Annotated in this window: 5 protein-coding genes; all 5 read right to left on the bottom strand. The window is 52.3% G+C overall.

Going from position 1 to position 6714, the window contains the following annotated elements; all coding sequences use genetic code 11:
• Positions 1–125 precede the first annotated feature (125 nt).
• Complete coding sequence (locus AB5Y85_RS10780; protein WP_206877790.1) at positions 126–2051, bottom strand: EAL domain-containing protein; 1926 nt, start codon at positions 2049–2051, stop codon at positions 126–128.
• A 3-nt stretch (positions 2052–2054) separates the two neighbouring features.
• A complete protein-coding gene (locus AB5Y85_RS10775) occupies positions 2055–2807 on the bottom strand; it encodes a transglutaminase-like cysteine peptidase (protein ID WP_005350994.1) in 753 nt (250 codons plus the stop codon).
• 135 nt (positions 2808–2942) lie between these two features.
• Positions 2943–4259, bottom strand: coding sequence for a TolC family outer membrane protein (locus AB5Y85_RS10770; RefSeq protein WP_257687931.1), 1317 nt, complete (start codon positions 4257–4259; stop codon positions 2943–2945).
• A 37-nt stretch (positions 4260–4296) separates the two neighbouring features.
• Positions 4297–5727: an HlyD family type I secretion periplasmic adaptor subunit gene (locus AB5Y85_RS10765; RefSeq protein WP_101531287.1), complete on the bottom strand. Its 1431-nt coding sequence runs from the start codon at positions 5725–5727 to the stop codon at positions 4297–4299.
• Positions 5720–6714: ATP-binding cassette domain-containing protein (locus tag AB5Y85_RS10760; RefSeq protein WP_368221407.1), on the bottom strand; the 995-nt coding region annotated here is incomplete at its 5' end. The genes AB5Y85_RS10760 and AB5Y85_RS10765, both read right to left, overlap by 8 nt.

Raw genomic sequence — 6714 nt, 5'->3', positions numbered from 1 at the left:
AAAGGCTGGGGTATCCATGATGGTAGACCTCAAGGTGATGGCCTACTTCAAGATTAGCCTTTCAACACGTAATTGGGACAGAGCCATAAAAAAGGCCCCTATCGGGGCCATTTCCAGCATTTAGTTCAAGACAATGGGAAGGCAGGATGAACAAATCCCTGGTAACCATCGATATGCAACTTGGAAAGCAGTTCCACTTGATGTTGATCCTCGACACGGGTCGCAATGGTGGTCACACCGGCATTGTGTGCGGCGCGACACACTGCAGCCAGGAATGAGGTGTCAGCCCCCGGCTCCATGACCTGACTGGTATAACCGTGATCAACCTTGACATAAGCCGGCGACAACTCCTCCAGATAGCCCAGAGACTGGAAGTGACGACCATAGTGGTCAACCCCCCACTGGAAGCCATGAGCTTGTAAGGTGCCCACCAACGCAGCCACGTTGTCTTTATGTTTCATGATGGCAGCTTCAGGTATTTCAAATAACAACCGCTCTTTCAACTCAACATGCTCGATCAGATAGCGCGTCAACCAGGTTAAAAACTCATCCGAGCAGAGCGAGCCAGCAGTGATGTTGATCGCCAGAACCAGATCAGACTGTTTTTGCAGTAATGGAACGCAAGCATCAAGCACCGCCTGGTCAAACTCGCCACCCAATTTGAACTGTTCAATCGCGGGCAAGAACTGACCGGCAAAATAATCAGTGCCATCCCGAGAGATAGAAGCAAACAGCTCGGCATGCAACCTTGCTCCATTATCAAACCGGCAAGCTGGTTGTGCTTTGAAGCGCCAAAGTTGTCGTGAAATTGCATCTTGTACCAGATCTCGCCAGGCCAAACGCCCCATCAAACCTTGCTCGGTACCCCCTTCCATCACCACAGCACCACGGCGTTCATTGCGCGCCTTGCCAAGCGCATTATCGGCTTTGGTCAACAAGGCAGAGAGATCATCATTGCCATCACGACCGGCAATACCGATGACGGAGAGCGCATCCCCTTCGCCCATTGGATTCACCACCAGATCGGCAATGCGGCTATTAATCACTTCAGCCAGCTCTTTTAGCTGAGTCAGATCGTCAGTTGGACAGAGCAGCGCATATTCCGTCGCGGAGATCCGTGCCAAGGCTGCGCCATCCCACCCTTTTAATTGCTCTTTCAAAGCCTGAGCTATCGATTTGACCATGTTGTCACGGGCAGCAAAGCCTTCATCGCGATAGATATCATCCAGCATGTCGACCGCAACCAACATGACGCCACCTTGGCCAGCCTCCGCTATCCATGCGTTTACCTGACCCACAAAATAGGCTCGGTTGCCAAGCCCCGACACGGCATCGACATAAACCCGCTCACGCAATTTCTCGGCCTCATCGGCTTGCTCTTTGAACTGCAACGCCAACTTGCTTGAGAGGGTGTTGATCGCCTGAACGACCTGCTTCAATTCATGGGTTTTAGGCTCCGGGATCGTATGACCGAAATGGTGCAGCTCGATCTCTACGGCTTGATCACAGATCTGTTTGAGTGGCTTGAGCAAGTAGTTGAGTGCTCTCATCAACAAAATGGTGGTGATCAAAAAGCCGACCAGAAACCAACTCGCCAGCTCACTCATTCCCCGCCACAACTCGTAATAAGCCTGGCCGGGGTGACCCACTACTTTTAATTTTCCAAGCTGCAACCAGCCAGACGTCAGAATTGACTCGTTGGATACCTCAGGAAACAGTCCCAAATTTACAAACCACCGCGGTACCCCCTGAATATTGTTGGTATTTTCCTGCTCGATGACATCCTTTGATGCCAGCAGATCCAGGCGAACCAATCGATAATAGCCACCATCAAAAATGGCCTGGATCACCGACTCGGCACCGACCTTGTCACCGTTTTCCAGATAGGGGGTGAGCGCAAGCCCCAGCGAGGTTGCCGTATTGATGACTGTTGTTTCCTGTTGCTGCGCAAGATAAGTGCGGGTTGAGTTGAATTGCACCCAGTATGTGGCCGCAAATAACAATCCAAACAGCAGCAGCATGGTGGCTAATAACTGTCGATAGAGCGTCATAGGTTAATCATCCAAATTCACCACTGGCCGAGCCAATCGCCCCGAGGTCATGCGATTGCGTAAATCATTCCATAATCCCAAGCGGGATGATTGACCAGCCAGTTCCCCTTGGCCTCGTGCCTTCATCAACCACAAGTGACTACCGTTAAAACTGTAAATAGGTACCAGATCACGCCGCTGTGTGGCAGGGCGAATCGAGCCTATCAAATTATCCAAAATAACCGGAACGGAAGAGGGTGTCTCATAATATGCCACCACCATGTGAAACTGGTTGTAATCAAGAGCCTTTACGTACACCATCCGCATTTTATCATCCGGGATCCCAAGCTCGAGCAGCGTAGAGTATTTAGCGATACTGAAATCTTCACAGTCTCCCCCAGCGGCTCCCAAAAATTCTAGCGGGGTTGCCCAATAATCCTTTTTGCGCCACAACTTGATATCGTCAATAAAACGCATCCGATTGAAAAAATTATTTACCCGCTCAAGCTTTTTTTCTTCGCTCAGGGCCCTGCCCTTCGTCTCCATGACCAGCATACGCCAACTGGTTACACGCTTGCCGGCTCTGGCGCCATAGGTCTGCTCCGCCCGTTTGATCAAGTTGAGATCTTCCTGTGGCAGAGGCTGACTGGCACAGAGCAGAAGTGAGAAGGGTAACAGCAGGATCCATAAGGAGTGGCGCAAAGCGCGTAGCGATCTGTATCTCCATTCATTGAGAAGATAACACCATCTGCTACCGGTACCACGCTGGAGTGTCACTTCATATTCCTGCTGCATTATTACTGCTGCACTCCTCAACGCTCGTACAACAACCTGCGTTAGCCAAACATGGTGACTGCCAGCAGCAGTCACCATGTTGGCGTTCATGATCCCTGCGGGATCATGAACAAACGGTTATTGCCTGGCCTGCCATTCAGCGGGTTGTTTGACGCTAAATGCATTGAGCAGGCTGCCTGTCGCGTTGAGAATGCGATAGTCCGCCAGCAGTGCATCATACTCGGCAGTGATGTAGCTGCGACGCGCCTCGAACAATTCGTTCTCGGTGTTCAATACGTCCAGCAATGTCCGTTGACCCAAACCAAACTGCTTCTTGTATGCCTGTACGGTGTCATAGCTGGCGTCAACATGCTCTTTCAGGAAGGTCTTTTGCTTGGCCAACGACTCTTTCGCGTTCCAGGCCAGACGAGTTCCTTCCTCCACTTGGCGGAACGCATTCAAATGAATGTCTTTCGCCTGAGAGTAGAGCGCCGATGTTGCATTGCTCTCTGCCACATCAGAACCGCCACGGAACAGGTTGTAACGCATCCGCACCATGGCGGTCAGATCATCGTTGCGCCCTTTGACCGCATCGATATCCTCATTCCAGTTCTGATCGACCTCGAATGTCACATTGGGGTAGAAACCGGATTTGGCACCTTCATGTTGATACTTGGCCGCTTCGATATCCTGCAGGGAAGAGAGCAAGGTCGGGTGGACTTCGGTCGCTGTTTTCAGCGCACTATCGAGGCTGGTCGGGATAAGCTCGGTATTGGGAACCGGCTGTACCAGATCTTTGGGAACCTCGTTCACGACACGAATAAATTCACTCTCTGCGTCGCGATAGTTGTTTTCAGCAGCGGCCTGATTTGAATAGGCTCGGGCAACACGACCTTCTATCTGGGTCTGATCCGCAGTAGAGCCAAGCCCTGAATCAGTCCGCTTGCTGATGTCGCTGCGGATTTGTTCGTGGGTTTCCAGGTTTTGTTTGGAAAGCTCCAGGATCTCCTGCTGGCGCAGCATATTGAGGTAGACCTCAGCTACTCGCAGCGCGGTATTTTCAGCTTCGGAGATCATCGCCAGACGCTGGGCATTGGCTTCAGCTTCGGTTCTTGAGACGTTGTTGCTGACATCAAAGCCATCAAACAACATTTGCCGCAGACTGAGTCCGGCCTCTTTACGAGTCAACGAGTCATCACTGTTTGGGTTAATTCTTGTTGAAGGACTGTCCGTCTTCTCATAACCTACACCACCACGCAAATCGATCGTAGGATAATAGCCACCCTTGGCTCCATCATGCTGATAGAGTCGTGCCTTATACAAATCAAACGCTTCCTTGATCTTGGGATGCGTAGCAAGTGTCTGTGCCACCGACTCTTCCAGAGTCTGGGCCTGACCCAAACTCGGGATCAGGATGCAGCCACTGACCAGCATGGCAACAATCGTTTTTTTCATGTTATCTCCAGTCATGTTTTGTTTTTAGATTGTTGGCTTATCGTTCTCTCAGTGCAGACTGCTTTGCCCGTAAAATCGGCTTAAGCAAATAGTCTAGGACACTTTTTTTACCAGTAATGATATCAGCACTGGCTAACATACCGGGGATGATGGGAAGTGCGTTAAGCTCATCGCCCAAGTAACTCTTCTCTGTCCGAACCCGAACCAGATAAAAGGAGTTCCCCTCCTCATCCTGGATAGAATCCGCACTTATCTGTTCAACCTTGCCATGCAATCCTCCATAGATTGTAAAGTCGTAGGCAGTAATCTTGACGATGGCATCCAGCCCCGGTCGCAGGAAGGCGATATCTTTCGGTGACACCTTGGCTTCTACCAGCAAAGTATCCTCCAGCGGCACAATCTCCATCAGATCCATGCCGGGCTGAACCACGCCGCCCAGGGTGTTGATCTTGAGCTTCTTGATGGTGCCCTTGAGCGGTGCAATCACGCTGGTCCTGTCGACCCTGTCTCGCAAGCCAACCTGCCCTTCTGACAACTGGCCAAGTCGCCCCTGCTTCTCGTTCAGTTCAGTCTGGGAGTCTGCTCTGAATTTTAGCGCAATATCATTACGCTTGGAGATGGTCTCACGCAGTACCGAATTGAGTTTTGGGATCAGCAGACGGTTGCTCTCCAGCTCCCCCTGCATCTCGTTGACCTGCCGCTCAAGCTTGATTAGCTCCACTTGAGGCACTATACCCTCTTTCGCCAGCGGACGGCTAATATTCAGTTCCTGTCTGGCCAGTTCCACACTGCGATTCACAGTGCGGATCTTGGCATTCAGTTCAATCAGCTCCTGCTCTTTCTGTTCGATTTGCTGACCAAGAATATAGAGCTGGTTCTTCAGGTTATTTAGGCGATCCCGCTGTACAGAGCGCTCACGGTGTGCGTATTCGGCAAAGACAGTTTCATAACCATCGGGAAACTGGATTGGCGCTTCGCCTACCACTACCTGCTCACGCCACCCCAGTGCCGGGTCGTTTTTCACCTCGACGCTGGCCATCTCGGCGCGCAGACGGGCCACATCCCCCTTCAGGGTGACGACCTCTTGCTCCCGTTCTCTAAAGTCGGAGCGGAAACGGGTGTCATCAATACGCAGCAGCGGCTGCCCCTTTTCGACGATGTCCCCCTCTTTGACGAAGATCTCTTTGACGATCCCCCCTTCCAGGTTCTGGATCACCTGCAGCTGACGGGACGGAATAACTTTGCCCTGACCCACGGTGACTTCATCCAGTTCGGCCCAGGCCGCCCAGACGATGGCACTCATGAAAAAGAGGAAACAGCACCACAACAGGATGCGAGCTCCGGTCGGCGTGGTCAGCAGTACAGCTGCCGCGCCGTCATCGACAAACTCCAGATGCTCGGGTGCCGGCAATACCTCGCCGGAAGGCGTCTTTTTGCTGCGCTTGAACCAGTTGAGCCCCTTAACCATGGGACACCTCCTGCACGCGCACCTTGCCTTCCTTCAACTGCTGTAACACCACCTCTTTGGGGCCATCAGCAACGATCTGCCCCTGCTCGATAACGATCACTCGCGATGCCACATCCAGCATTGAGGTTTTGTGAGTGATGAGGATCAATGTGGTTTCCGGGCCCAGTCTGGCGAGCTCTTGCTTAACCTGCATCTCGGACTGGTTGTCCATGTTGGAGGTCGGCTCATCCATCACCAGAATGGGGGGATCATTGAGCAGGGCACGTGCCAGCAGGATCGACTGACGCTGGCCACCGGAAAGCTGACGGCCACCCTCACCTATCTGCCGATCCAGCCCGTTGGGATCCCGGTTGGTAAAGTTGGTGACACCAGCCCGCTTGGCGGCGCGCAAGACTCTCACATCATCCACCAGCGGATTACCCAGCATGATGTTGTCCCGCACCGAGCCAAAGAAAAGAATGACATCTTGCGGGACACAACCAATATTGCGACGGATCACAGCAGGTGGCAGTTGATCGAGTTCAAAGCCGTCGATACGTACCGAGCCATCGGTCGGTCGATACAGTCCCATCAACAACTTCTCGAGGGTCGTTTTACCCGCCCCAATCCGGCCGATAATCGCCACCTTTTCGCCCGGCTGAATGCGCAAATTGATATTGTGCAGAGTGCTGGTTTCCATTCCCGGATATTTGAAGGAGACATTTTCGAATTCAATTCGACCGGCAATCACCGGATGATGGATATATTGCTTGCCCTCCTCCTGCTCTCCCGGGGTTTGCATGATTTTTTCCAGAATATCCAGTGCAGATTTGGCCTGGTTATAACGGGTCGACAACACGGAGAGTTGCACCATAGGCGCAATGGCGCGGCTGGATAGCATCACAGCAGCAATCATCCCCCCCATGGTGACCAAACCTTCGGAGATCTGGTAAACACCGACGATTACCAGACCGACCGTCACCACCTGCTGGATATAACTGGCCAGCG

It is taken from the genome of Aeromonas sp. R3-1 (genome assembly GCF_040908345.1).
Classification (GTDB): domain Bacteria; phylum Pseudomonadota; class Gammaproteobacteria; order Enterobacterales; family Aeromonadaceae; genus Aeromonas; species Aeromonas veronii.
The sequence above is the reverse complement of the archived record's forward strand: the minus strand, read 5'-3'. Positions and strand labels throughout refer to the sequence as shown.

Coding starts and splice junctions, on each gene's coding strand:
- AB5Y85_RS10780 (WP_206877790.1), bottom strand. CDS start 2,051: ATGACGCTCTATCGACAGTTATTAGCCACCATGCTGCTGCTGTTTGGA.
- AB5Y85_RS10770 (WP_257687931.1), bottom strand. CDS start 4,259: ATGAAAAAAACGATTGTTGCCATGCTGGTCAGTGGCTGCATCCTGATC.
- AB5Y85_RS10765 (WP_101531287.1), bottom strand. CDS start 5,727: ATGGTTAAGGGGCTCAACTGGTTCAAGCGCAGCAAAAAGACGCCTTCC.